A 23,474-nucleotide genomic window follows, 5' to 3' on the forward strand; every position below is an offset into this window, starting at 1 on the left:
TCGACTAGTCCTCCTCTAGTACATGTGGACCCGCATAATTGTCAAATCGTGAAAATTGCCCTTGGAATGTCAATGGAACACGACCAATTGGACCATTACGTTGCTTACCAATGATAATTTCAGCCATGCCCTTAAATTCAGAGTCGTCGTGATAAACCTCATCACGATAAATGAACATAATTAAATCGGCGTCCTGCTCGATTGAGCCCGATTCACGAAGATCAGAGTTAACCGGACGTTTGTCCGCACGTTGCTCCAAACTACGGTTCAGCTGTGACAGTGCAACAACCGGCACTTCTAATTCTTTCGCTAACGCTTTGAGTGAACGTGAAATTTCGGCAATCTCAAGTGTACGGTTGTCGGCAAATTGAGGCGCTCGCATTAATTGCAAGTAATCCACCATGATGAGGCTTATTCCGCCATGATCACGCGCAATACGGCGAGCTCTGGAGCGAACTTCTGTCGGCGTCAAACCTGCGGCGTCGTCAATGAACATTTTTCCTTTTTCAATCAGCAAACCCATCGTAGAAGAGAGCCTCGCCCAATCTTCATCGCCTAATTGACCTGTTCTGATTTTGGTTTGGTCAATACGACCAAGAGACGCAAGCATCCTCATCATAATTTGTTCTGAAGGCATCTCTAAGCTGAATATTAGCGCAGGCTTATCAGCTGTCATCGCAGCATTCTCAGCGAGGTTCATCGCAAAGGTTGTTTTCCCCATTGAAGGACGAGCCGCTACAATAATCAAATCTGAAGGCTGCAGACCGGCAGTCATCTTATCTAGATCACTGAAACCAGTAGAAACCCCTGTTACACCGTCATGAGGCTGCTGATAGAGCTTTTCAATTCGGTCTACTGTTTTTTCTAACACCGAATGAATATTTTCAGGCCCTTCCGATTTACTCGCGCGTTTCTCGGCAATTTGGAATACTTTAGTTTCAGCAAAATCAAGGAGATCAGCGCTAGTACGTCCTTGCGTATCAAAGCCAGCTTCCGCTATTTCGTTTGCGACACTGATCATTTCGCGGGTCACAGCACGTTCACGAACAATTTCTGCATATGCCGTGATATTCGCCGCACTAGGCGTGTTTTTCATCATTTCGGCGAGATAGACAAAACCGCCGGCATCATCAAGCTTTTGATCGTTTTCAAGCGCTTCAGATAGCGTGATCAAATCGACTGGCTCGCCTAGCTCGATAAGCGCCCCGATGGTTTCAAAAATAATTCGATGAGAGCGGCTATAAAAATCCTGAGCAACGACTTTTTCGCCAACGCGATCCCAGGCTTCATTGTCCAATAACAATCCACCGAGTACTGATTGCTCAGCTTCTAGCGAATGAGGAGGAACTTTAAGCGCTTCAACTTGCTTGTCACGATTAAATGCTTTGTCCTTTGAGAATTTCTCTGGCTTGCGTTCTGCCATGGATTAACCTTAGTATTGATGTTTCAGACTCACAAACAAATGGTTTGTTGTTGGGGCTGTTAGCGTATTGCCGCAATAATACCAATTGGTATGCTAATTTGCCAGATAGGCAAAAGTAATACTATCAGTAATTCCACATAGCGGTCAGCTAAAATCTTGTTTATCATACTCGCATGTAAATTTAGCGTGTTAATGAATGTCAGAATCAATCAATCCACTTAGTCTAGCTAGCCAAGTATGCTTTCCTCTGTACAGTGCGGCAAATGCCGTAGTGCGTTTGTATACACCTCATTTAAAAAAGCTTGATTTAACCTATCCGCAATATATCGCGATGATGGTGCTGTGGGAAAAAAAGCAAGTGAGCGTTAAACAGCTCGGTGAGCAATTAGGGTTAGACTCCGGCACGCTAACACCTCTGCTTAAGAGGCTCGAGTCGAAAGGGTATATTCATCGTAATCGGAGTCAAGAAGACGAACGTGTGATGGTGATATCATTATCATCACAAGGTAATGACCTTCAAAAAGAAGCGGTGAAAATTCCACAACTATTGTTATGTGAACTTCCCTTCTCCTCTGAACAACGCCAACAACTCAAGGGGTTGTGTGAAGCATTGCTCAAGGCGATAAACTAATCGATATCAATAAACGTTTTCAGCTTAACTCAGAAAAGTCCCACCGATAAAGAACAGTGTTGCTACGTTGGCTAAAAAAGCAATTAAAAAGAAATAGCTGCGTGGACTCGGGTTCTTTTCTGTCGCAATTTTATAGTACAACACCATGTGAATAATTCGCGCAATAACAAATACCCATGTCAGTATGGCTAGAATATGCGGCGCAACGCCAACAATCATTGCAAGCCCAACAGTGAAAAACATTAACGGCACATTTTCTAAGCTGTTTTGATAAGTGCGATGACTCCTAAACACAAACGATTCGTGGCCAAGCTTTTCATTCACTATGCCCGGAATATATTGTGTTTGTTTACGGTGCGCACGCATTGCTACGAAAGTTTGAATTACTAAAGTTACAATACCTACAAATATCGCCAAGTTGGTCCAATAATACTGTTCCACATATACCTCTCAAAACGAATCACTCAAAATTTAATTGCGCACAATTTAATTTATGTAGCTATCGAAGTCAATTAATCGCGGTGAATTAAACAATGACAAACGTCATGTATGAGCTTATACCAATTGAATTAATCTTAGTCGAATTCTAACAAGAGTCTTTAATCAATGAAGATAATGGCGATGGAGAAATTATGGCGTGACTTACACATCGCTGTCACACTAAACGGAGAGCGAATCAAGAGCGTATGTATCGAGCCTGACTAATCCTGCGCTTGTCGAAAGATCACATAACCCCGACCACCCAGAATGCGTAGCAATCGAAGGGTGCGGCATGCCGTTCTTCCTGAACATAAAAGGCATCACTCATTGAGTGATGCCGAAATAGTAAGAGAAAACTAATTCTTTATCGTTGAGCCACGCTGATGGTACCGCTCACTGTTGTAGCGCGTACCGTACCTGAAGCATCGCCTGTGTCGAAACTTAGTTTTGCATTGCGAACATACTTGCCGCGTTCAGGTTTATCACTGGTAATTTTATTTTTGATATCACCACCAGCATTAGTTTTTAACTTAAAGTTTGCCGATACGTCGCCATTAAACACAGCATCTAAATCACCACTAACACTCGACATCTTCATCATGCCATTTTTAGCTAACGTCAACGACACTTCCGCTTCACCACTAACCGTCGAAATCTCTATATCTTCTACTTCACCCAACGTTAACTCAATCTCTCCGCTAACCGTTTCAATAGATACTTCTGTTGCTTCACTTTTGCTATCAATATCACCACTTACCGCCTGCATTGACAGCCTGCCCGATGATTCACGATCTTTAATCTCGCCGCTTACCGTACTAATAAACAGCTTTCCTCTTAGTTTTTTCGTGCTGATATCACCGCTTATAGAGTTGAGCTCTACATGCTCTTTTAAGTTTTGTGCATCAATATTACCACTTACTGTTTTAATTTCTGCGCCACTAGCAATATTGCCAATTTCGACATCAGAAGAAACGCCGTTGAAACTCACTTTTAGCTTTTCAGGCAGTACTATTTGCAAATCAGAACCATCATTATCGCTCCAACTACTACGATAGTGATTGGGCATTTCAACTTTAATAAAAATCGTTGAGCCATCTTTTTCAAAAGTAAACCCTTCTGCTTTTTTATCTAATTCACCGGAAACAGAAACACTCGAGTAATCCCCACCTTTAATGCTTACGTTTCCACGTTGGTTTTCAATAATAACGTGGTTAACACCACTGGCAGCCAGCTTTTTATCAACACTTTCAAAGGCAACCGTAGAAAACGCCATTAATGATAATAGTACTGTGGAATAAGTTAATAAGTCTCGCATAAATACCTCGATGTAAAGCTAGTCACTTCACTGTAAATTAATTCGTTTACCACTATATTGTCTGCCATTGGGGACTATATAATTTCTCTATCAAATTCAATTCTTGCTGTTGCGTATAACGTAACAAGTTAAGAAGATCGCTATTGTTTGGCTGCTCTTTGAGCGCATTAACTATCGACTGCCTTGCTTTTTTTAGCGAAGCTAATTGCGCCTGCATGTCTGCAGGTAAAGACGATAAGTTCGGTTGCCCAAAACTTGCCAACATGACAGACTTTTGTTCATTAAAATCGTATTCCATTACGCTCACTAAATCAGTCGTTAATGGCCCTGAGTGTTCAACTGGCGTCATTACCTGCCAAGTTAACACGGCAGCGAGCGCCACTGAAGCTGCCCAAGCTACAGGTATAAAACGTTTGTCTGACGTATTCACCCTATCTTGGGGTGTCACCGCTATGGCTTTTTCAATTCCGGGCCACAAATCTCGGTCAGGCGTCAACTCTTCTGGCAGCTCAGCTAGACTATCTGCCACTTTATCTACAGATTTACTATTACTCATTCGCTTACCCACTCTTTTAATAATTGCCTTGCACGGTGATATTGCGCTTTGCTGGAACCGACAGCCATATTCAACATTTTAGCGATTTCCTCGTGTCGATATCCTTCAACTGCAAACAGTACAAACACGTGTCGTGCCCGCTGGGGCAATTTCATTATGTGTTTATCAATTTCTGACAGTTCGTGCATATCTTCCGTTGGTTCTTCAACAACATTGTCTTCAATGCTAAACACGTTTTGCCACCAGTTTTTTTGTTTGCGCAAGTGGCCAAGCACCACATTGGTTGCCACACTATATAGCCAAGTCGAAAACTTGCTTTCACCGCGAAACAGATTGATTTTTTTCCATACTTGAACAAACACTTCCTGACACACATCTTCAGCGCTTTCTTTATCGGCTAACATTCGCCAACAATGTGCATAGATTTTTTTGTGATACAGCTGATATATCTTGAGAAAAGCAGGTTGATTACCCTGTTGTACGAGGGCGATCCACTCTTGCTCATTCTCAGCTGCGAAGCGTTTTTCAGCGTTAATAACCTGCGTACTATCCAAAAAATGTACCCGTAATTGCTTGTTATTTAATTAGATGTAGTATGCGGAAAAAGGGTTTAAATAAAAATAAATTTATTTTTAGATGTGTAGTGGGAAAAGAGCATTGCATCAAATGAGCATCGGAACATTCGAAGCGCCTGAACATAAAAAAAGGCGCTATATAAGCGCCTTTAGTCAAACTTTTCAGTGATAGGGTTTTACTTCTTAGCCAATGCACCAAAACGTTTGTTGAATTTGTCAACACGACCACCTGTTTCAGCAGCTTTTTGCTTGCCTGTGTAGAATGGGTGACACTCAGAACATACGTCTAAGTGAATGTCTTTACCTAAAGTTGAACGAGTGTTGATTACATTACCACATGAGCAATGTGCTTTAATTTCAACGTAATTAGGGTGAATACCTTCTTTCATGGGAAACCTCAATAATAGGCCGTATCGCCACTTGATCTTGTCAAGCACCATACGAGTTAAATTTAATGGGGACGAATTGTACTGACAAGTAAGCTGAATGACAAGCTTTTTCTGGCTGATTTTTACCCATTTTAGCACTTTAGATTTTGTTCTATAAAATCGCGCTTTTATTTGTTCGCGGTGTCGGTCACAATAGCTTCTTATCTTTGTCTAACGATTGATATTTTTTGTGTCATTAACGATTGTTCAAGTTGCTATACCCGTTCCATTACGCCAGCTATTTTCCTATCGCTTGCCTCAATCGATAAAAATAGATCAAGAAGCGATTGGTAGGCGCGTATTGGTACCATTTAGTGGCAGGCAGGTTATTGGCGTTATAGTAAGTATGACGCAAGGCACGTTAATAGAGGAAGACAAGCTTAAGTCAATCATCAGCATTCCTGACGACGAATTTCCATTACCCACTGGCATTGTCAGGCTCATAACCTTAGTCGCCAACTATTATCATCACCCGATTGGTGAGGTCTATCATTTAGCACTGCCCGCCGCACTAAGAAAAATAGACAGAGAGGTAATCCCTCCTATTGAACGTTGGCGAACCTGTTCAACTCAAGCTCAAGCCATGATAGATAAAATTGCCTCTAGCGCACCTAAGCAGTTCCAACTCTATCAGGCTATTGCCGAGCAACCCAATTTATCGTGGCAAGAGCTAAAGCAGTTAGGGTTTGAAAAAGCCCAATTAAACGCCCTGAAAAACAAGGCCCTAATTGAACCATTTATATCGTCCGACACACCATATTGCTGGAGTGCTTCACACATAAACCAACGTAATAAGCACAAACTGTCGACCGAACAAGCGATAGTAGTAACTGCAATCACGCAACAGCTAACATCATTTTGCTGCCATTTAGTTGATGGCATTACAGGCAGTGGAAAAACCGAAGTTTATTTACAAGCGATAGAAGCAGTCATTGCAGCGGAGCAACAAGTGTTGGTCTTAGTACCAGAAATTGGATTGACGCCACAAATGCTGTCGCGCTTCGAAAACCGCTTTGACGTGCCAATATATCTTAATCATTCAGGCTTGAATGAAAAGGAACGTTTGCAAACATGGCAAGCCGCCCATCAAGGTAAAGCAGCAATTGTAATAGGTACTCGCTCAGCTGTATTTATGCCCCTGCAACAGTTGGGCCTTATAATTATTGACGAAGAACATGACGCCTCATTTAAGCAGCAAGATACGTTGCGTTATCATGCACGCGATGTCGCCATTATGCGTGCAAAGCAACTAAACATTCCAATTGTATTGGGTAGTGCGACACCAAGCTTTGAATCAATTCACAATGCTACGACTGGCAAATTCTTCTATCACCGTTTATCCAAACGCGCAGGCAACAGTGTTGAAGCTAAATTAGACCTTATAGATACAACAAACCAGACGCTCGAATCTGGTATTTCTTCAACTTTACGTAGATCCATAGAACAAACCCTAGCCAAACATGAACAAGTATTAATATTCTTGAATCGAAGAGGCTACGCTCCGGCCATTAACTGTCAGGAGTGCAATTGGTTAGCTGAATGTAATCGCTGTAATTCAACTTATACCCTACATCAAAAACAAGGCTTATTAATATGTCACCACTGCAATAGCCAAAAGCGCATCCCTACACAATGTGCTAACTGTGGAAGTATTCGCATTAAAGCACAGGGAGTTGGTACTGAACAGCTAGAGCAGTATTTGGCGGCGACATTCCCTGAATGCAGTTGCGTGAGGATAGACCGTGATAGTACACGTAGAAAAGGGGAACTCGCTAAACTATTAGATCAAGTAGCTAAGAAGGAACATCAAATACTGATTGGTACACAAATGTTAGCCAAAGGACATCATTTTCCCGATGTTACTTTGGTTGCCATATTAGATGTTGACGGCGCATTGTTTAGTTATGACTATCGCGCGTCAGAGTATATGGCGCAGCTATTAGTGCAAGTGGCGGGCAGAGCAGGCCGCGCCAGTAAACCTGGTCGCGTTTTAATTCAAACACGTTATCCGGAACACCCATTATTACAAGACCTCAAGCACAATGGTTATCGCCACTTTTCAACACTGGCCTTAGAAGAAAGAAGATTAGCCCAACTACCACCGTATTCTTTTCAGGTATTAGTTCGCGCTGAAGCCAATTATCCTTCGTATCCAGAGAAGTTTTTAAGAGAACTCAGCCAGACCCCCATCGAACAGGGTAAGTTTGCAGGCCCTTTACCCACCGTCATGGAGAAAAAAGCCGGAAAATACCGCTACCACCTAATATTACAATCGCCAACTCGGCAGGCATTGCACCACAACATCCGACAACTACTAAATTATGCGACAGATATTGCAACTGCCAGTAAAGTACGTTGGACAATTGATGTTGATCCGACAGACCTAACTTGGTAATTGCACCATACCATAGTTGAAGCACTGCTATGCCACTCGCATATTACTGCTTTATTTTTCCAAGATGTTCGATACAATGCCCTTCGCATCAGTTTAAATTTCATCGGTCCTTTCTATATGGCGCATCAAGATTATGTTGCTCGTTCTGCGAGTAAAAAGAAAAGCCCTTACAAAAAAAGTAGTGAAGCACAAACAGCTCATGAAGGCATAGCATTAAAGACAAAAGTGGTCGCTGTCATTACTTTACTAGCGGTTAGTGCCTTCAGTTATGGCTTATGGACAATTAAGGACAAACAGCCAGAGCACTCCGTATCAGCTTCAAAACCAGCCCCCAAAGAAACAACTAAGTTACCTGCTCCTCCTAAAGAAAAATGGGCGTATGTAAAAGAGTTAGAAAGCAAAGAAGTTGATGAAGGTGAATATACCGTAGAAAGCACTGGGCCACATAAGTTGCAATGTGGTTCATTTAGAACAATGAAACAGGCAGAAGTACTGAAAGCTAAAATAGCATTTGTAGGTTTAGAATCTCAAATTTCCTCTGCCAAAGGTACAACAGGCACATGGTATAAAGTGTTTCTTGGACCATACACGAAAAAACGTGATGCAGAGCGCGACAAACACAAACTCAGTAGTAACAATGTAAACCATTGTAAAATATGGCTGTGGCGATGATTTGTCATAAATTATCGCTCTTTGACTTGAAAATCACCCTCCTTCCCCTTATCTAGAAATACATTGATAACGCCGATATTCCTTATCGGCACAAACTACCGAGGTTTAGTGTGACTACAATTGTCTCTGTAAGACGCAATGGCAAAGTTGCTATAGGCGGTGATGGCCAAGTATCGCTTGGTAATACCGTAATGAAAGGTAATGCGAAAAAAGTGCGCCGTTTATACAACGGTAAGGTGCTGGCAGGTTTTGCCGGTGGTACGGCAGATGCCTTTACATTGTTTGAACGTTTTGAAAGCAAATTAGAAATGCACCAAGGGCACTTAACAAAAGCTGCAGTGGAGCTTGCCAAAGATTGGCGCAGTGACCGAGCATTACGAAAGTTAGAAGCACTTCTTGCTGTCGCTGATGAGACCGCATCACTTATTATTACAGGAAATGGCGACGTAGTGCAGCCTGAACACGACCTAATAGCCATTGGTAGCGGCGGTAACTATGCACAATCGGCAGCAACCGCGCTGTTAGAAAATACCGAATTGTCGGCGACTGAAATAGTAGAAAAATCCCTGAAAATAGCCGGTGATATCTGCGTATTTACCAACCATCACTACACAATTGACGAACTTTAATTGATCAAACATAGGAATATCGCATGTCGAACATGACCCCTCGTGAAATCGTACACGAACTAGACAGCCACATTGTTGGTCAATCTGACGCAAAAAGAGCAGTGGCCATAGCGCTAAGAAATCGCTGGCGTCGTATGCAATTGAATGAAGAGTTACGTACAGAAGTTACTCCGAAAAACATTTTGATGATTGGACCAACAGGTGTTGGTAAGACGGAAATCGCACGTCGACTGGCGAAGTTGGCCAATGCACCATTTATTAAAGTAGAAGCAACTAAATTTACTGAAGTTGGCTATGTCGGCAAAGAAGTTGAAACGATCATTCGTGATCTTACTGACATGGCATTCAAAATGACAAAAGAGCAAGAAATGGCTCGCGTCAAACACTTAGCTGAGGAAGCTGCTGAAGAACGAATTTTGGATGTATTAATTCCAAACCCTCGAGATTCATTTGGTAATAGTGAGCAAACGGACAATTCTGCTACGCGTCAAGTATTTAGAAAGAAGCTTCGTGAAGGTCAATTAAACGACAAAGAAATTGAAATCGATATCGCCGCCCCGCAAGTAGGCGTTGAGATTATGGCACCGCCAGGCATGGAAGATATGACGTCTCAGCTACAAAATATGTTCCAAAGCATGTCTAGCGAAAAAACGAATAAACGTAAGCTAAAAATCAAGGATGCGTTTAAAGCACTGCAGGAAGATGAAGCAGCAAAAATTGTTAATCAAGATGATATCAAAGTTAAAGCGCTAGAAGCTGTTGAACAAAATGGCATCGTGTTCATTGATGAAATCGATAAGATTTGTAAACGAGGTGATACTTCTGGACCAGACGTATCAAGAGAAGGTGTACAGCGTGACCTGTTACCATTAGTAGAAGGTTCTACAGTAACTACCAAGCACGGTATGGTTAAAACAGATCACATATTGTTCATTGCCTCTGGTGCGTTCCAAATGGCTAAACCTTCAGATTTAATCCCTGAATTACAAGGCCGACTGCCAATTCGCGTGGAATTAAAAGCGTTAACCACCGAAGATTTTGTGCGCATATTAACCGAGCCAAATGCGTCGTTAACTGAGCAGTATATTGCATTAATGGCGACTGAAGGTGTGCAAATGTCGTTCAGTGAAGATGGCATAAGAGCAATAGCTGAAGCTGCGTGGCAAGTAAACGAATCTACCGAAAATATTGGCGCGCGTCGCTTGCATACAATGATGGAAAGATTAACGGAAGAAATTTCATATACCGCCAACGATCGTTCAGGTGAACATATCGAAATTAACGAACAATTTGTCAAAGAAACACTCAATGAAGTGGTTCAAAACGAAGATTTGAGCCGTTTTATCTTATAGTCGTTTCAAATACAGCAATTAATACAAAAAAGGCGCCGAGGCGCCTTTTTCAATTGAATCATAATCTAACTCAACTAAACCTTAAACTGGTTAACTTCTCGATTGAGTACATCAGCTTGTTGAGATAATTCTTCACTCATTTGCGCATTTTGTGCGGCTGCCTGCCCTGACTGTTCAGCAACATCTCTAATAAGAACGACGTGTTTATTAACTTCAGATGCAACCGTGCTTTGTTCCTGTATCGCGGTGGCGATTGCGGTATTCATATCCATAATGGTTGATACATCTTGAGTGATTTGCTCAAGCATTTGACCAGCCGAACTGGCTTGATCTGCACTCTCTTGCCCCTGCGTACGACACGCTGCCATATGCGAAACAATCTCTTTGGTACGACTTTGTAACGAACTAATAATTCCTTCAATTTCTTGTGTAGAGTCCTGAGTCCTGCTTGCTAGGGTTCTTACTTCATCGGCTACAACAGCAAAGCCTCTTCCCTGCTCGCCTGCACGCGCAGCCTCGATTGCAGCATTGAGAGCAAGTAAGTTGGTCTGTTCAGCGATGCCACGAATCACATCAAGTACAGAACCTATCGTATCGCTGTCTTTCGCTAAATCTTGTACCACGCTCTCTGATTCAAGTAACTTAGCCGATAACTCATCTATTTGACTAATAGTCGACTCTACGCCCTCTTTACCTTTAACTGCGTTTAGGTTCGTTGTTTCTGCTTTGTTGGCCGCTTCATGTGTGTTGTTAGCTATTTCATCTACCGTTGCCACCATTTCAGTAACAGCCGTTGCGACTAAGTCTGTTTGCTGAATTTGAGCATCCACTCCTTCATTTGCAGCATGGATGTTATTAGATAGCTTATCTGTAGCGTCGTTAACCGTATCAACTGACTGATTGACTTGTACAATTAGATTACGAAAGCTACCTATCATGCTATTAAATACATGTGCCATGCCCCCAATTTCATCTTTGCTGCTTTCATCCACAATAAGTGACAAATCTTTGGTTTCTGCAACTCTATTCATGGTTTCATTCAATTGATTTATGCCCGCTAGAATGCTACGACTCATGACCAAAGCAAAGCCAATTGCAACAATCAGCACGACAAAAAATACGGTGTAAGCAGACGTTTCAACAAACGATTTATGTGCCGCAACCGCTTCCTTGCTCGATGTTAATAATCTCTCTAATACGGTATCTACCTCATGTACCGCATTACGCATTTCACCTAATATTCCCTGGTCTGCGCTAAAGCCTAAGCCCCTTTGAGCAGAAACTAAGTCTCCAAATGCCTTTTGATACTCACCGATATTGGCAATAACCTCTTCTTTAGTATCACTATCTAGCGAGCTCGCTCGTACGTTACTGACAAACGCACTCGCATTGTCGTTCCAGCGAGTCCAGTATTTTTCATCTAACCGCAGCATAAAGTCTTTTTCATTACGTCTTAGCTGTAACATATCGCTAAGCAACTTGTAGTCTGCGCCTTCGAGTAAGCTTTCCACATTGTGCACAGCGCCTCGCAAAGTTCCATAAAGACCGTCTTTGGGGTTAAGGCCTATCACTTGTTGCGCACTGACAAGTTTTTCGAATCCTTTGTAATACGCGTCAAGTACACTAGATAATTGTGCAATATCATTGGTTTCTAGCCCCAACTCTTCAAACTTCCCTCGTACAAACGACGTGTCAGTAGTTAATGCCTTTTGAGTTTTTTTGAATTTATCGAGGTATTTAAGATCTTTACGTGCGATAAAGTCCTTTTCATGACGCCTAAGCTGTAACACTCCAGTTTCAACATCACCTAATTTTCGAGCGACTCTAATGTCGGATTCTAAAGAATTTACCGAATATGTTAATAAAACCAACATAAACAATAACGCAACCACCAAAATCCCTGTGTTAGCGATCAGTTTGTGCTTTATGAGCATAACTCACCTTTGACCAGTTCAAGAATTATTACCGTTTAGCATTCAGTATAGACGCTGTGGAGAAATTGGAGATAATTGGCGAAAATAATTGAGGAATAATCCTATTTACGAGAAAAGTACTTACAAAAAGCCTCTTCTGAAATAGGCTTAGATACGAAATACCCTTGTACTGCATCACAGCCAAGGTTTCTTAACAATTGCAATTGTTCTGAGGTCTCAACGCCTTCTGCTAGAACACGCTTACCCAAACCATGGGACAGCTTAATCATTGATTTAACGATTGTCAGGTCAGAATCGTTTTGTGTAAATTCATTGATAAAGCTTCGATCTATTTTTATCTTATCTATCGGTAATTCTCGCAAGTAAGCTAAGGATGAATAGCCAGTACCAAAATCATCAATCGACACTTTAATCCCCATATTTTGCAATGTCACAATCGTATCCATTGCCATATTGATGTCGGTAATCACGATGTTTTCTGTAATTTCCAGCTCTAAGTAAACAGGTGGAATATCGTATTTTTTCAATACTGCCTGTATATTCGAAACTAACTTAGGATCTTGAAACTCAACTGCCGATATATTTACCGCCAAAGAAATTCGTCGCTTGAATTGCTGATACCATTTGGCATTTATTTGACACGCTAAATCGACAATATAAGAATCAAATTCACTACTTAAACCCAGCTGTTCTATATCTGACAAAAATTCACTGGGAGGCAATAAGCCCTTTTCAGGATGAAGCCATCGCACCAATGCCTCTGCACCATCAAGTTTATTTGTGACCAAATTTAGTTGCGGCTGAAAATAAAGAACGAATTCTTTTCGTTGCATCGCTGTTTTGATCTCTTTTTCCGCAGCAACCAGATAACGTCCTCGCGATTGCATACCGGATTTATATTGCACGCTCGGCAAATTTTGGGATTCTGCCTGAAACAACGCTAAATTCGCCTTTTGCAATAAATCCTCGGCCTTGTCGCCATGCTCGGGAAAATGACAGTATCCAATACAACATTGCAAATGAATAACCTGTTGATTAAAACGATAAGGATGGGAAATAAGCTCATGTAAGTGTTCAATTGCTTGCTCATACTGACTTTCACGATGCACTTCAATGGCAAAGACAAATGAATCACCGCTTAGCCTTCCTACAAGCATCGGAATTAAAATACTATCGTTAAGTCGTTTAGCAATCTCGCCCAAAATTAAATCACCCGTACTAATACCATAAGTATCGTTAACGAACTTAAATTGTTTAATATCGATAAGATAAATAGCCAATTGCGTTTGGCTTTCTGAGACTCCGTCAATCGCTTTGGCTAGTTTCTGAAACACTTGTTCACGATTTAACGCACCGGTTAACGAATCATGTTTCCCGAGATACTTTACTCGATTTATTGCCGTTTCCGCTGCATTTTGTTCCGCACCATGAAGCCAAATTAACATGACAAATCCGAGCAACATATAGACGACTAAATCTACATAAACTAATTGCTGGCCGAGTAATCGAAACCAATCTTCTGTGACAGCCATAATGGACAAAAATGAAAACAATAAATAACGGCACCCTGCTAACAAACTCAAGTTAAATAGCAGACGAGCCGAAAAGTGTAATTGTCCAGATGTAAACAAGAACGAAGAGAGAAAAATGAACCCACATCCTAAAATGAATGACGGCAGGCTTACACCAACATAAAATCGGCTAAATACCGCGCCTTGTTCAAAGCCATAAAGCAGTGGCAGCAATGCTGCCAGTAAAAAGCAGCTTGTGACAACATAAAGCACCATGCCTCGTCTCACCCTATTCGGCTTCAACGCCTCGAATGTCCCTAAGACTAAAAGTGAGATGAACAAATAGTGCATTAATTGCTTCAAATATATGAGCAGGTTATGAGTAACTGAGGTTTGGACTAATTGATAGTTGTAGCTGATCAGGGCGGCACTGCCTTGGCTTAAAGTCATCGCCAATAATGAAAGTGCCCAAAATTTTAAATAACGCTGATGGTTTCTTCGGTAGTAGGCAATCAACACTAGCGACAAAGCAATAAGTATTAATGCTTGTGCCGTAAATAATGATCCTAGCGCCAGAAACTTTTCAGCCATATTTCAATTAAATAGAGAGTTATTATCTCATTACATAGCTTTTTGTTAGAAATTACAAGTTGCAAACGTATCCTTCTAAAGCGATATAGAAAATGCACGAGCGATCACAATGGGGTTGTTGAATACCAGCAACCAATTATTTATCAAGCGTTAAACGAGATGCACATCATTAAAAACTCGATTGGGAACAATCACGCATTTTATCTATCTATGTCATTAATTTGCAGCCAAATGGTTGTAACATCGGCTGGTGTAGTTATACTGGTTGAGTTAGAGCGTGTTTACCTTTGTTGTACACTTTTGCATCTGACTGTCGGTACTTGACGCGATCAGAATGAAGAAGCTGTGAAAGATTTTGACAACGAGCAACGATGCTATAAACCGAGCGCCGCGATCAGAACACGCTCAAGTTGAATAAAACTTGAACCTCAAAGTCAGCGAGCTCTAGTCAGTAATTAACATTGATAGGCAAATACTATGGAATATAACACGTCGGAATTATGTAATTTGTACGCAGAGTTGGTTGATGTAGTAGAGCCAATATTTTGTAACTATGGCGGACGGAATTCATTTGGTGGTCAAGTTGTTACAGTAAAGTGCTTTGAAGCAAATGGATTAATTACTGAAATTGCTGAGTCTGACGGTCAAGGAAAAGTATTGGTTATTGACGGTGGAGGTTCAACTCGCCGAGCACTGCTTGATGCGTATATTGTAGAAGCTGCTGCTAAGAATGGCTGGGAAGGTATAATTTGCTACGGTAGTGTACGAGACGTTGATGCACTGGAAGATATTGACATTGGTGTTCAAGGGCTCGTTGCAATTCCTGTCGGGGCAAGCAATGATGATACTGGCGAGAAAGACGCAGCCGTAAATTTTGGTGGTGTCACCTTTTTACCTGATGATCATGTTTACGCTGATAATACAGGTATTATTCTCTCCCCCGATCCTCTCGATATTGAATAAGTGTTATTCAACTTTATTGATTGGATTTTTAACTAACCAGTCTTGGAACCACCCATCAAATTTTTCTATAGGCAGGCGCCGTTGAACTACACGCCCCTGCCCATAATTTCCGCCAATAGACAAGTATGTGTCGCGGGCATCTTGTGTATCAATATGTGTGGCCATCAACATTAAATCCATTTTTCGAATTAGACTTATCAACGCGTTTATGATGACTTTGTCTGTACTATCACCTTGCTCATTTAAATTGCTGCAGTCGATTTTGACTTGGGTGACGATAGTACGCCTTAGGTACCTTAATGCCTCATAACTACCGGAAAAGTTGTCAATTGCCATAGATACTTCATTCTTTTTCAATTGATCGATAAACGCTTTGGTTTGCTCGCTAGCTGCCATCAGCAATGATTCATCAATATCCAGCATCAGATACTTACTCGAAATCCCTACATTGTCAGCAACCGACTTAATGAATTCAATAATATCGGGCTGCAATAGTTCTGCACTAGAGAGCTCAATAGCCACATTACAACGCACACCTTTGTTGTGCATTGCATAAAGCAAATCGAACGCTTTTCTAATGGCAATTTTAGTTAAAGGATAAATTTCACCGCTAAACTCAGCGACTTCACGAAAATCACGTTTCGATAACACATCGCCATTGAGGCCACGCCATTCACTTTCTATTTTTACGCCAACCAGCTGCTCATCTTGCATTGACACTTGTGGATGTAACAGCCAATCAAGCTGACCACGAGAAATATCCAACTTCAGCTTTTCCATATTAAGCAACTGTTGCTCTGCAAATATGGTTTTTTTGTAATCAAAATAAACGATTTGACGACCCTGTTGCTCAGCCTCTAACAGCGCATCACTGGCATACTTAACCAGCAAATCTATATCAGAAAATTGTGCTTCACTCACTGCCACGCCAAAAGCCAGATCAAAGTTTAAAGAAAAGCTCTTAAAACTTAGTGCTGTGGGAACCGCTTCTAATAACTTACGACAAATATCTTCAACTTCAATGTAAGCTGAATGCTGAATGTGAGACGTGTCGATGACCATCAAGAAATCAAGCCCTTGAAGTCGTGCAATGCGAACTGCATCGTTTGAATCATTAAAATTGACCAGTTGGCGTCTTTCGATTACTGCTTTTTGTAAGCTATAGGCGAGTTGTAGTAGTAAAATATCAGACGTTTGATGACCAAGCACCCGGTTCACTTCTTGAAAATTTACCGGTTTAAATACAATTGCAATATATTGATCTTTCAATACTTGATGGTTCAAAAGTTTCAACTTTCGAATAGCATGTTGGTAATTGGGTAAATTGGTAATTGGATCGAGGAAATGGCTACTGACTTGGCTTTCTGGTTCGATTGTTGAGTCTTCATGTTGACGTCGCCAAACAAGGGATTCAGCGAGTTTCCCCCACAAGAAAGCAACACATGTTAGCAGGATAACAAGTGAAAAAAGGCTATTTGGCAGATTCGCATTCAACCAAAAATAACCTACCGCAATATAAAGTGTTAATGCTGAAAGAGTGATGAATTCTGTTTGTTTTTGCGATGGCAACTGTTGTAATTTCGCACGAACACTTAGCGCATGCACAAATACGATAATGAGCCCAAACCCGCCCCAAACCATGTAGCCATTCACATTAGGCAATAGCGCTAATGCCAATGCATATGCTAAGGTAATTAACGCTACCACCTTGTCTATCCAATGGGCAATTTTTGGCACATTCATCATGTACATGCGATTAGATAAATACACACTTAACCACATAATTGTCGAACCAATTAGAATTAATGCGCGTTGGTACTCCATGGCAAACTCAATTGCCAGCACTTGGATAATCGAACCGACACATACTAGCGTGAGTGTTGATTCTCGTAGTCGCGTGTTTAGTTTGAGTTGGCGAAGTACGAAAAGCCCACTAAGCAGTAACCCAATAATTAGAGGACTAACGAATAGCGAAAATTCCAGCGTATCACTGGCAACGGCAGGGGGCATTAACAGCATGGCAATCACGCCATAAAATCTAGATAAACATCTGTTCATCTTCATACTTCCAGAAGCTTATTGCAGCAAGTACTGCTTAATAATTAAGAGTAATCAATCAGAGTGGATTTGTATAGCCGATAAGCGAATAACGAGACTTTGTGATACTGCAATCCATCGCAACTGACACCATAAAATAAACCAGTATCGCATTTGCATGACGCTACTAGTTTAACTTTAGGCTATATTAACAGGTGTTTAGAGATTATAAAACTCGATTGCCCGCCTGAAATAAGTTAACGAGTGGATTAACACCAAACTGGTAACATAATTCAGCTGGCTGATTGATATTCCAGAGTGCTAAATCCGCATCGTAGCCAACTTTAAGCTGGCCTTTACTCTGCGCTAACCCAAGTGCTTGTGCACCGTTACATGTCACCCCCGCCAATGCTTCTACGGGTGTTATTCTAAATAGCGTACACGCCATATTGAGCATTAATTGCAAAGAGTTAATTGGCGATGACCCTGGATTAGCGTCGGTGGCTATCGCCATTTTTACACCATGTTTGCGAAGTAACTCAATCGGTGGCACTTGTGTTTCTCGAAGAAAATAGAAAGCACCGGGTAATAATACGGCGACCATTCCCGCTGTCGCCATCGCCTTTATACCTTCCTCACCCAAATATTCTACATGATCAGAAGAGAGTGCACCGTATTGTGCAGCTAATGCTGACCCGCCAAGATCTGACAATTGCTCCGCATGCACCTTAATCGGCAGTTCATGTTGTTGCGCCGCATCAAATACTCGTTTGGTTTGCTCAAGGTTAAAGCCAATCCCCTCGCAAAAAACATCAACTGCGTCAGCTAAATTTAATGCTGAGACTTTTGGTAGCATCTCATCGCAAACCAAGGAAATATAGTCGTCCGCACGGTCTTTATATTCAACCGGCAATGCATGAGCACCGAGAAATGTCCGTTTTACGGTAATAGGTAATGATTCTGCAATTTGTGTAGCGACGCGAAGCATCTTTAATTCATTGTCTGTATCAAGTCCATAACCCGACTTAATTTCTAGCGTTGTTACACCTTGTGCAAACAACGCATTAGCGCGTTTTAAAGCCGATGTTAGCAACTCAGCTTCGCTTGCTGAGCGCGTTGCAGCAACTGTCGACACAATACCACCGCCAGCTTTTGCGATCTCTTCATAGCTTGCACCCTGTAAGCGCATTTCAAATTCGTTAGCTCGATTTCCGCCATAAACGATATGCGTGTGACAGTCGACCAATCCCGGTGTTAACCATTGGCCTTGCCCATCAATAATGTCTACATTCGCTAACAACTCATGGCTAATCTCATCGGTTTTACCAACCCAGGCAATTTTGCCCTCACTAATAGCCAATGCTCCATCCGTTATTATGCCGTAGTCACTTGCACCATTTGTCATGGTTGCCATGTTTACGTTTTTGATTAAAGTCTGCCAGTTGCTTGGGTTGTTTTGCATAGATTTACCTAAGTGTTTAACGAAATTTTCGATTTAAAGCGTCAAAATTTGTTTAAGTGAATAACTATAAGACACTACGCGCCAATCCACTAATTTCGCGTGTTAAAGGTAAACTTCCAATAACAAGTAAAACGAAAAATAAGTGCAATGTTAGGTATTGCCCTGATACTATCCGTAGCTTAATGAGTATTTACAGCCACTCTAACCTAAGCACACTAGATGATCAAGAGTTGTATATACAAGCGTTGTATCTTAAAGTAAACGCAGATTGCACCGTAGAGCAAATGACGAGATAAAAAGAATGAGTAAACCTGCAACCGCGAAATTTACAGTAATCAAAGATCACATCTGTGAACAAATTGAATCTGGCCAATGGCGACAAAATAGTAAAGTGCCTTCCGAAAATGAGTTGGCTGATCAATTTGGCGTATCTCGTATGACTGCACGTCGCGCATTGCAAGAATTAACGGAACAGGGGTTGTTAGTTCGTTCACAAGGCGCAGGTACCTTTGTTGCTACCTTCAAGTCCCAGTCTTCAATTTTGGAAATTCGCAATATCGCCGATGAAATTAAAGAGCGTGGTCATGTTTATCACGCTCAACAATTGACACTCACAACGACTAAAGTTAACGAAGAAATAGCCATATTACTCAATGTTGCGCGGGGCGATACCGTTTACTACTCCGAAATTTTGCATTTTGAAAATGATGACGCCATCCAGTTAGAACAACGCTACGTAAACAGCCAACTCATTCCTAAATACTTAAGTCAGAATTTTACCAAAACAACACCACACGAGTATCTGTCGCAAGAAGCACCACTGACAGAAGCTACTCATGAAGTAGAAGCGATTCTCGCATCACAAGATATATGTCATCTATTGTCTATCGAATCTACTACGCCTTGTTTACAAGTTAGAAGACGGACATGGTCAAGCCAAGGAGTGGTCAGCGTTGCTATTTTGACATCTCCCGGCAACCGATACCGTTTGGGTGGTCACTTAAAATTTGGGGAATAGGTAGTCGAAGTCACGAACATTTAACCGTTATTACGCTATTGATCATCGTTCAGATATAGACAGCCCCCCACAAATTTAAGGAAAAATAACCAGCTTTCAATGCTAGAACCATCGCTATTTTGGTGATCTCCATGAAAATTACAGATAAAACAGTCTAATTTCAGACCGTGCTAAAAGTGCTGTTTTTACTGGCTTGACGTAACTGTGACGTTATAATGGCGTAAGGAATTTCTCGCTAAATCTCAAATAACTTTGCATATTTTTAGCTGAAACAAGCGAACACTTTATGGAGTATCTTATTGTCACACTTAAGTACGCATTTATCACCAGAACGTATTAAACACCTACGCAAAGAAAATGGCTGGTCACAAGAGCTATTAGCAAAGGCCTCTGGCTTGAGTCTAAGAACGATTCAACGAGCAGAAAAAGACGGCAATAGTTCAGCTGAAACACAACTTGCTTTAGCTGCTGCGTTTGATATCTCCCCACAAGAATTGTTCCCTGTTTCTTCAAACCCTGAAGTAAACTGGAAAAGGAAGAATATTATGCAAAGCTTTATCGCGTTGATGGTCGTTGTTGGTGCCATCGCCATGTTATTTATGTTAGGTGGTCAACTCGAATATTTTATGGATTGGGCAAGTGCCCTGTTTTTAATCTTACTAATGTACTCAGGTACCGTAATTGCCTTTGGCTCACATGGTTTTGTCAAATCAATAACTGGGTTAGGCTACTTATTTGCGAATGATATTTCACATTCGCCAGCGACCGATTTTTTAGCCGAAATTTACAGAAAGCAAATCCAATTCAACTATGGTGGCGCGTTCATCGGACTACTTATCGGTATAATCTCGATACACAGTAACTATACAAATATTGATGAAAAGTTCACTGTACATGCCGCTTATGCCGTTTGCCTGCTTGTTATGCTTTATGCTGCAATTGTTGCCGAAGTATTGCTAAGACCATTGGCGACAAAACTCTCTAGTCGCGAGCTAGCAACTAAGTTTGATTAACACTATTTCAAATCACCTACATTAGTTCTCAAACGCATCAAGCTTGACATATTATGTCAAGCTTGATAGCTTCAATAGCGGATAGACAGCTAATAATGTAATTAGCTATGATGCACATCTGATAAAGCACACCTATTACAAGGAACTTATAGTGGAATACATATTATTTTTTGAAACTTGGGTGGTTTTGGCAATTCTATTTGCCTGCATCGAAATATTTGTTCCTGGTGGAATTTTGCTTAATCTTGGTTTTGCCTCATTATTAGTGGCAATAGGTGTATATTTTAAAATCCTTGATACATGGGCAATTACACTCACGGCTTGGTTCATCACTGCCTCCTTCCTTCTGTTTATATTGTACTTCTTTACAAATCGGTTGTTTGCGAGCGACCAAACAATAGACAACACCAATGAAGAACTTGATATTTATGGTAAAGAAGTGAATGTTACTGAAACGATAGGCCCAGGAACACACGCGGGTCGTGTAGAGTTCCAAGGAAGTTCGTGGCCAGCATTAGGCGATGGACGCATCATAGAGAAGGGCCAAAAAGTTTCTATTGTTTGTAAGGACAATATTTCACTCGTCGTCTGTCCACGCGATTCATAAAAATACTAAAACAAGGAGAGATAAATGTTAGCTTTTTTTACTTTTGGGCTGTTATTTTTACTATTCATTATTTTGAAGCTAGTGCTAGTTGTACCAATGCGTGAAGTGTGTGTTGTTGAACGATTAGGGAAGTTTCGTGCAGTAATGCAACCAGGGCTGCATTTTTTAATTCCATTCTTTGACCGCGTTGCCTATCGGCATGAAACACGAGAACAAGTATTAGATATCCCAGCACAAAGCTGCATCTCCCGCGATAACATTCAAATCGATGTTGATGGTCTCGTTTACATCAAAGTTATGGATGGTAAAAAAGCTAGCTATGGCATAGAAGATTATCGCCGCGCATCCATAAATTTAGCGCAAACAACGATGCGTTCCGAAATAGGCAAACTCAAACTAAGCCAAACGTTTTCAGAGCGTGATGCGTTAAATGAAACCATTGTCAGGGAAATTGACAAAGCGTCAGATCCATGGGGTATCAAAGTGTTACGCTACGAGGTGCGCAATATCACACCATCAGCGAATGTCATTCACACGTTAGAAAAACAAATGGAAGCGGAGCGAGAAAAACGCGCGGAAATCACCCGAGCAGAAGCTGAACGGGAATCTACGATTAACCTGTCTCAAGGAGAAAGACAAGAGGCGATAAACCTGTCTGAAGGCGATAAACAACGCCAGATTAATGAAGCAGAGGGTAAAGCCAAAGAAATTGAAATACTTGCTCAAGCAACTGCTGAAGGTATGAATCTAGTGGCAGAAGCAGCATCGTCACCAAGTGGCGACAAGGCAATTAAAATGCGATTGATGCAGCAATACATTCAACAAACTGGAAGTATTCTGGATAAGGCAGATGTTTCGGTAGTACCCGCTGAGCTCGCCAAACTTGAAGGCTTCTTTGAAGGTATGGAAAACGTTACCAAAGCAACAAAAGGAGTATCTGCATAATGTTAGCTTCAGCCAGTCAACTAGATCTAATTATTCTTGCTATTTGGGCAGGGATCTTCTTCTTTCTTGCATTTAAGTTTATACAAGCAATTTGTTTGGTACCTACGCAATCAGCATACATTGTAGAACGCTTAGGTAAATACAAGTGTACGCTAGAAGCAGGCTTTCATGTATTACTGCCTTTTATCGATAGGGTTGCCTTTGTACAAGATTTGAAAGAAGAAACTATCGATGTCCCGCCGCAAGAATGCTTTTCAATGGATGAAGTGAATGTCGAAGTAGATGGGGTTATTTATATACAAATTATAGATCCGATTAAAGCGAGTTATGGCATCACAGATTACAGATTCGCAGCAATGCAACTTGCTCAAACCACTACCCGATCTGTGATAGGTACACTAGATCTTGATCGCACTTTTGAAGAGCGTGATATTATTAGCGCCAAAGTAGTAGAAGTACTGGATAAAGCTGGAGAAACTTGGGGAATCCGCGTACACCGCTACGAAATAAAAAACATAACACCTCCACTTACCGTAAAAAATGCGATGGAGTTGCAGGTAACCGCTGAACGAGAAAAGCGTGCAATACTAGCAAAAAGTCTTGGTGACAGAGACAGTCGTATCAGTCGCTCAGAGGGCATGAAAATGGAGATGATTAACATTTCAGAAGGTGAAAAACAGCGCCGTATTAATGCCGCAGAAGGTAAAGCAGCGGAAATTATAGCGATTGCTACCGCTACAAGTGCTTCGTTAAAGAAAATTGCGCACGCCATTAATCAAGAAGGTGGTGAAGAAGCCTTAAATCTTCAGTTAAGTGAGCAATATTTGCAGCAAATGTCAGGGCTTAGCAAATCAAACCGGAAAGTCATAATTCCGGCTAATTTGATGGATTTTCAAGATTGGCAGATGTCTATTAGCAAAAAGTAACATTAGCGTGT

General features: G+C 41.3%; 21 protein-coding genes. 11 read left to right on the forward strand and 10 right to left on the reverse strand.

Features of this window, described 5'->3' with window-relative positions:
* Positions 1 to 4 precede the first annotated feature (4 nt).
* Entirely contained in the window at positions 5 to 1,423 is a 1,419-nt protein-coding gene (dnaB, locus tag ACSLUK_RS08835; RefSeq protein WP_448548185.1) for a replicative DNA helicase, read from the reverse strand.
* Positions 1,424 to 1,619: 196 nt separating this feature from the next.
* Here dnaB and ACSLUK_RS08840 point away from each other — a divergent pair, with 196 nt between their 5' ends.
* Entirely contained in the window at positions 1,620 to 2,054 is a 435-nt protein-coding gene (locus ACSLUK_RS08840; RefSeq protein ID WP_448548186.1) for a MarR family winged helix-turn-helix transcriptional regulator, read from the forward strand.
* A gap of 24 nt (positions 2,055 to 2,078) precedes the next feature.
* On the opposite strand, the gene ACSLUK_RS08845 is transcribed toward ACSLUK_RS08840, so the two are convergent.
* The 5 genes from ACSLUK_RS08845 to rpmE all read right to left on the reverse strand — a co-directional run bounded on the left by ACSLUK_RS08845 (position 2,079) and on the right by rpmE (position 5,369).
* Positions 2,079 to 2,495: an MAPEG family protein gene (locus ACSLUK_RS08845; RefSeq protein WP_448548187.1), complete on the reverse strand. Its 417-nt coding sequence runs from the start codon at positions 2,493 to 2,495 to the stop codon at positions 2,079 to 2,081.
* Between the two features lie 403 nt (positions 2,496 to 2,898).
* A complete protein-coding gene (locus ACSLUK_RS08850; RefSeq protein WP_448548188.1) occupies positions 2,899 to 3,849 on the reverse strand; it encodes a DUF4097 family beta strand repeat-containing protein in 951 nt (316 codons plus the stop codon).
* Between the two features lie 52 nt (positions 3,850 to 3,901).
* Positions 3,902 to 4,405 carry a hypothetical protein gene (locus ACSLUK_RS08855; protein ID WP_448548189.1) on the reverse strand — a complete coding sequence of 168 codons (504 nt, stop codon included), beginning with the start codon at positions 4,403 to 4,405 and terminating at the stop codon, positions 3,902 to 3,904.
* The gene (locus tag ACSLUK_RS08860) at positions 4,402 to 4,959 is read right to left on the reverse strand and encodes an RNA polymerase sigma factor (RefSeq protein WP_448548190.1); all 558 of its coding nucleotides are present in this window, start codon (positions 4,957 to 4,959) and stop codon (positions 4,402 to 4,404) included. The genes ACSLUK_RS08855 and ACSLUK_RS08860 overlap by 4 nt, the downstream gene beginning before the upstream one ends.
* Positions 4,960 to 5,156: 197 nt before the next feature.
* Positions 5,157 to 5,369: a 50S ribosomal protein L31 gene (gene rpmE / locus ACSLUK_RS08865; protein ID WP_448548191.1), complete on the reverse strand. Its 213-nt coding sequence runs from the start codon at positions 5,367 to 5,369 to the stop codon at positions 5,157 to 5,159.
* Positions 5,370 to 5,598: 229 nt separating this feature from the next.
* Between rpmE and priA the strand changes: the two genes are divergently transcribed.
* From priA to hslU, 4 genes are all read left to right on the forward strand, one after another.
* Positions 5,599 to 7,803, forward strand: coding sequence for a primosomal protein N' (priA, locus tag ACSLUK_RS08870; protein ID WP_448548192.1), 2,205 nt, complete (start codon positions 5,599 to 5,601; stop codon positions 7,801 to 7,803).
* Positions 7,804 to 7,920: 117 nt separating this feature from the next.
* Positions 7,921 to 8,475 carry an SPOR domain-containing protein gene (locus ACSLUK_RS08875; protein ID WP_448548193.1) on the forward strand — a complete coding sequence of 185 codons (555 nt, stop codon included), beginning with the start codon at positions 7,921 to 7,923 and terminating at the stop codon, positions 8,473 to 8,475.
* Positions 8,476 to 8,585: 110 nt separating this feature from the next.
* Entirely contained in the window at positions 8,586 to 9,104 is a 519-nt protein-coding gene (hslV, locus tag ACSLUK_RS08880) for an ATP-dependent protease subunit HslV (protein ID WP_448548194.1), read from the forward strand.
* Positions 9,105 to 9,127: 23 nt separating this feature from the next.
* On the forward strand, positions 9,128 to 10,456 hold the full coding sequence (gene hslU / locus ACSLUK_RS08885; protein ID WP_448548195.1) for an ATP-dependent protease ATPase subunit HslU: 1,329 nt from the start codon (positions 9,128 to 9,130) through the stop codon (positions 10,454 to 10,456).
* Positions 10,457 to 10,530: 74 nt separating this feature from the next.
* On the opposite strand, the gene ACSLUK_RS08890 is transcribed toward hslU, so the two are convergent.
* Both ACSLUK_RS08890 and ACSLUK_RS08895 read right to left on the reverse strand, forming a co-directional pair.
* Positions 10,531 to 12,390 carry a methyl-accepting chemotaxis protein gene (locus tag ACSLUK_RS08890; RefSeq protein ID WP_448548196.1) on the reverse strand — a complete coding sequence of 620 codons (1,860 nt, stop codon included), beginning with the start codon at positions 12,388 to 12,390 and terminating at the stop codon, positions 10,531 to 10,533.
* 101 nt (positions 12,391 to 12,491) lie between these two features.
* A complete protein-coding gene (locus ACSLUK_RS08895) occupies positions 12,492 to 14,492 on the reverse strand; it encodes a putative bifunctional diguanylate cyclase/phosphodiesterase (protein ID WP_448548197.1) in 2,001 nt (666 codons plus the stop codon).
* Between the two features lie 477 nt (positions 14,493 to 14,969).
* Here ACSLUK_RS08895 and rraA point away from each other — a divergent pair, with 477 nt between their 5' ends.
* Positions 14,970 to 15,455 carry a ribonuclease E activity regulator RraA gene (gene rraA / locus ACSLUK_RS08900; RefSeq protein ID WP_448548198.1) on the forward strand — a complete coding sequence of 162 codons (486 nt, stop codon included), beginning with the start codon at positions 14,970 to 14,972 and terminating at the stop codon, positions 15,453 to 15,455.
* Positions 15,456 to 15,458: 3 nt separating this feature from the next.
* Here rraA and ACSLUK_RS08905 read toward each other — a convergent pair whose 3' ends face one another.
* Together ACSLUK_RS08905 and hutI are read right to left on the reverse strand one after the other, a co-directional pair.
* Positions 15,459 to 17,513, reverse strand: a complete 2,055-nt coding sequence (locus tag ACSLUK_RS08905; RefSeq protein ID WP_448548199.1) for an EAL domain-containing protein — start codon at positions 17,511 to 17,513, stop codon at positions 15,459 to 15,461.
* Positions 17,514 to 17,718: 205 nt separating this feature from the next.
* Positions 17,719 to 18,954, reverse strand: a complete 1,236-nt coding sequence (hutI, locus tag ACSLUK_RS08910) for an imidazolonepropionase (protein ID WP_448548200.1) — start codon at positions 18,952 to 18,954, stop codon at positions 17,719 to 17,721.
* A 301-nt stretch (positions 18,955 to 19,255) separates the two neighbouring features.
* Between hutI and hutC the strand changes: the two genes are divergently transcribed.
* The 5 genes from hutC (at position 19,256) to ACSLUK_RS08935 (ending at position 23,463) form a co-directional block, all read left to right on the forward strand.
* Entirely contained in the window at positions 19,256 to 19,972 is a 717-nt protein-coding gene (hutC, locus tag ACSLUK_RS08915; protein ID WP_448548201.1) for a histidine utilization transcriptional repressor HutC, read from the forward strand.
* Positions 19,973 to 20,271: 299 nt separating this feature from the next.
* Positions 20,272 to 20,985, forward strand: coding sequence for a helix-turn-helix domain-containing protein (locus ACSLUK_RS08920; protein WP_448548202.1), 714 nt, complete (start codon positions 20,272 to 20,274; stop codon positions 20,983 to 20,985).
* Between the two features lie 151 nt (positions 20,986 to 21,136).
* Positions 21,137 to 21,592 carry an NfeD family protein gene (locus tag ACSLUK_RS08925; protein WP_448548204.1) on the forward strand — a complete coding sequence of 152 codons (456 nt, stop codon included), beginning with the start codon at positions 21,137 to 21,139 and terminating at the stop codon, positions 21,590 to 21,592.
* A 24-nt stretch (positions 21,593 to 21,616) separates the two neighbouring features.
* Positions 21,617 to 22,537, forward strand: a complete 921-nt coding sequence (locus ACSLUK_RS08930; RefSeq protein ID WP_448548205.1) for an SPFH domain-containing protein — start codon at positions 21,617 to 21,619, stop codon at positions 22,535 to 22,537.
* Positions 22,537 to 23,463, forward strand: a complete 927-nt coding sequence (locus ACSLUK_RS08935) for an SPFH domain-containing protein (RefSeq protein WP_448548206.1) — start codon at positions 22,537 to 22,539, stop codon at positions 23,461 to 23,463. Before ACSLUK_RS08930 ends, ACSLUK_RS08935 begins: the two co-directional genes overlap by 1 nt.
* The last annotated feature ends 11 nt before the right edge of the window (positions 23,464 to 23,474 follow it).

The sequence above is a fragment of the Thalassotalea fusca genome (assembly GCF_053485835.1).